This is a genomic window from Bacillus sp. JJ1503 (genome assembly GCF_036965125.1).
GTDB lineage: Bacteria > Bacillota > Bacilli > Bacillales > Cytobacillaceae > Cytobacillus.
In genome coordinates, this window is the sequence record NZ_JBALOZ010000459.1 from 1 (window position 1) to 3,290 (window position 3,290).

Sequence of the window (3,290 nt, forward strand, 5' to 3'; positions counted from 1 at the left end):
TATTATAGTGATGCAAAAAGTAATTTTTCTATAGAGTGGCTGGATGATGATACCCTATACATTCTAAATGACCAACCTGATTATCCAAATTCGAATAGAAGTATCAAATTAGAAATTGGTAAAGAGATTTATCACGAAAATGGTTTGGCTTGTAAAAGTTTGTTAATGAAAGACGAATATGAGACTTGCTACCAAAACTAATACTCTTACTCCACTAAAGGGGTAGGTTAGTGGAAGAAGAATTGAAAGTTGATAGGAGGTGATACAGTTGAGTAAGAAAGCATTTCATATATATAACCTAATTTTTTTGTTTTTGTTATTTTCATTTAATGTATTAGCCTTATTTGGGGCTGGAATGAGTGGAGGAGGAGTAGATTCCTCTACGTGGTTTGCAACTGGGCTTTCGTATGTCATCTGGGGTATCTTTTATTTCCTTCAATTTGTACGCCCTAACAAAGCATGGCGAATTTCTTGGTTCCTCATTATGGTAATATTATTATTTTTTTGGGAAACAGGTCTTGGTGTAAAAGTTGGTCTGATGATTGCATAATAATCAGGCGAGTTTGTTGAATAAATTTTTTAATGAAAAAAACTTCAACTAAAGGGTGCTATAGTTTAACAAACAAAGAGTAATAACCATTATCTTGATCTTCCACAATCTGGCGCGATTCCTCAAGAGCGAAGGTTCGCTCATTTTTCGGGAGAAATAATTGAAAAATAAATTTAGTAGATTTAAGCAATTAACTTCAGGGAAAATATACAATTTTACCTTGTAATACGATGTACATCGTATTACAATATCAATATAAAATTTGAGATCAGGTGATGAAATGGACAGGGAAATGTTAAAAGGAAGTATTGATCTTCTTCTGTTATCGCTTATTAACCAGAGGGATCTTTATGGGTATGAAATTACTAAATTACTGAAGCAGCTAAGTGACGATCAATATGAAATGAGTGAAGGGACGCTCTATCCAGCATTAAAACGTCTAGAGAAAAAACAGTTGATTGAGTCCTATTGGTCAGAAACTCCTTCAGGGAGGAGGAAGTATTATAAAATTTCTGATTCAGGAACGAAGGAATTAGAGAAGAAACAAAAGGATTGGAGACTCATTGAGAATTTAGTACATAGAAGCTCGGAGGGTCTTATATGAAATCGAAATTAGAACAATATGTGGAAAACATTGTTCGTCATACAGAGAGTTCTAAGAAAGAAAAAGAGGACCTTTATGACGAACTACTTATCCACCTTCAGATTTCTCGCGATTACTTGATGGAGGAAGAGGGTTTAACACCAGAAAAGGCAGAGGAAAAGGCCATGCAGCTATTTGGACTAGAAGGAGAAATTGGCAGTCAAATTCAACAAGCACTATTTCCTTATCGAAAGGAATTAATGCTTACATTAGCTATTTCTTCCATCCTTTTCACAATTGGAGTTTATCTATCGAGTCTTTTTTTTGAAGGGGATGCTTATATCGGCTGGCTTTGTATTTCTATGAGTTTAAGTACAATGTTGTTACTTCTTCCACTAAATCAACATTTTCATATTAATAGAAAGCTATGGTTAAATGGCTTATTGGTACTCCACACACTTGGACAACTATACGGATGGTTAATCACTAGTCAGTTAGATCAATCAATGACCGTTGTGGGTCTAACTATTTGGGTATGGTTAAACATTGCTCTAAGCATTAGTCTTGTTTATCGAACAACAATCTATGATTATAGTTCGGATGAAAAGTATATCAAGATTTTGCATGGAATGAATATTACTAGTGGAATTATCATTTCAGGGATGTCACTATTTCTAATCGTTGGCGGTCTTATTATGATTGGACAATTTCATTTTATGATGGTCATATTTGCTAGTCCAATTGCTATTTGGGTAGGTATGTATGCGGCACAATTGAAGTTGGTAAAGAAAAATAAACGGATTGCATTTGTAATTGGAATGATACCCATTGCAGCCTGTATCCTCATTTTTTTATGGCTTTATGCCCCAGTACTCTTTTTTAGATAATGCTCTTGATAGTGCTAACAAAGAAAAGAAAGGATTACATAATGCAGAAAAAGAATCTCATTTTTTTATTACTATTTTTGTTTATTTTAACAATAGCTCTTGTGGTTACGGGTGTTTTTTTAAACAAAACAGAAAACGAAAAACAGAATGGGCTTTCCAATCATTATGATGTTTCATCTCAAAATGCAATTGCCTATGTAACCTACAAAGAGGGGAAACCTCAGTTGTTTTTGCATAATGAAGGGGAGTCGATGGATACAGTCGTAGCTGAGTATGATGAGGAAACGATGATTCTAGATCCAACCTTTTCACATGATGGCTCGATATTGGCTTATATAACTACAAATAAAGATAAGGACACAGAACTGATAAGTACGGTCCATTTTTATAATATGGAAAATAGGGCAATAACAGACCTATTCACGGATCCTTCGACTATTACAGAGATTGAATTTAAGCCGGACCATCCGTCTCTTTTATACCTACGAGCTGGAACTTTTGAAAATTATTCACCAATTACAGGGAAAAGACCACATAATTTTGATGTATACGAATTTAATCTAAATCAGAAATCACATGAACAAAAGACAAATCTACAACAGTATTCTATTTATTCATTGAACGTTTCATCTAGTGGGGATAGTGTTTACATAGGTAGAGATGATGATTCAGATGTAAAAACAGCAGAAGATTCCTTCCAAGTAAAACAAAGGGTTTTTGAAATTCCTGTAGATCCTCCGGAAGAGATGTCTATTATTTCTGATTCTAAACGTGAAGTTTCTATTTTTAGTTTTACAATCACTCCTGATGGAAAGAAACTAATTTTTCAATCCATTAGTAATCCTCATGATGGAGGCACCTTTGAATACGAATTATATAAATATAATTTAGATACAAAAGAAGAAAAACAGTTAACTTATTTTGGGGAGCATGTGAGTGATCCTGTTGTAAGTTCAGATGGAAGGATTATTTATTTTATGTTAGATAGAAATTTCGCCAAAGGTGATTCTGATTACCATCTATATAAAATGAATATCGATGGAGAACAGGTAGAGGAAATAGAACTTACATTCTCAAATGTTGAATAGAAATATAAAAACTGGTTTGGTACAACTTTAGGTAGGTTGTTTAATGCTTATAGAATTTTTTGGTATCAAGGTTTCTTAAAGTAAGGAGGGCATTTGATTTTCTTAATGAATGGGGCATTTAACTGAATAAGAATCGTAAATTGTATTGGATATTTATGTAATAATTAAATAGGAGATTATTT

At 33.4% G+C, this 3,290-nt stretch carries 4 protein-coding genes and 1 pseudogene; all 5 read left to right on the forward strand.

All coding sequences use genetic code 11. From position 1 onward, the window contains the following. Positions 1-201, forward strand: a pseudogene (locus V7149_RS25080) (DUF5412 family protein); the annotation flags it as partial. A gap of 67 nt (positions 202-268) precedes the next feature. Further along, on the forward strand, positions 269-550 hold the full coding sequence (locus V7149_RS25085; RefSeq protein ID WP_335348282.1) for a hypothetical protein: 282 nt from the start codon (positions 269-271) through the stop codon (positions 548-550). A 280-nt stretch (positions 551-830) separates the two neighbouring features. Continuing rightward, positions 831-1,154 (forward strand): PadR family transcriptional regulator, encoded by a 324-nt coding sequence (locus V7149_RS25090; protein WP_335348283.1) that lies wholly within the window; start codon positions 831-833, stop codon positions 1,152-1,154. After that, positions 1,151-2,020 carry a permease prefix domain 1-containing protein gene (locus tag V7149_RS25095; RefSeq protein ID WP_335348284.1) on the forward strand — a complete coding sequence of 290 codons (870 nt, stop codon included), beginning with the start codon at positions 1,151-1,153 and terminating at the stop codon, positions 2,018-2,020. Before V7149_RS25090 ends, V7149_RS25095 begins: the two co-directional genes overlap by 4 nt. Before the next feature lie 41 nt (positions 2,021-2,061). Continuing rightward, positions 2,062-3,108 carry a TolB family protein gene (locus tag V7149_RS25100; protein WP_335348285.1) on the forward strand — a complete coding sequence of 349 codons (1,047 nt, stop codon included), beginning with the start codon at positions 2,062-2,064 and terminating at the stop codon, positions 3,106-3,108. Positions 3,109-3,290 lie beyond the last annotated feature (182 nt).

Bases quoted from the DNA above. Each gene is read 5' to 3' on its own strand.
- V7149_RS25100 (WP_335348285.1), top strand. From the start codon at position 2,062: ATGCAGAAAAAGAATCTCATTTTTTTATTACTATTTTTGTTTATTTTA.
- V7149_RS25095 (WP_335348284.1), top strand. From the start codon at position 1,151: ATGAAATCGAAATTAGAACAATATGTGGAAAACATTGTTCGTCATACA.
- V7149_RS25090 (WP_335348283.1), top strand. From the start codon at position 831: ATGGACAGGGAAATGTTAAAAGGAAGTATTGATCTTCTTCTGTTATCG.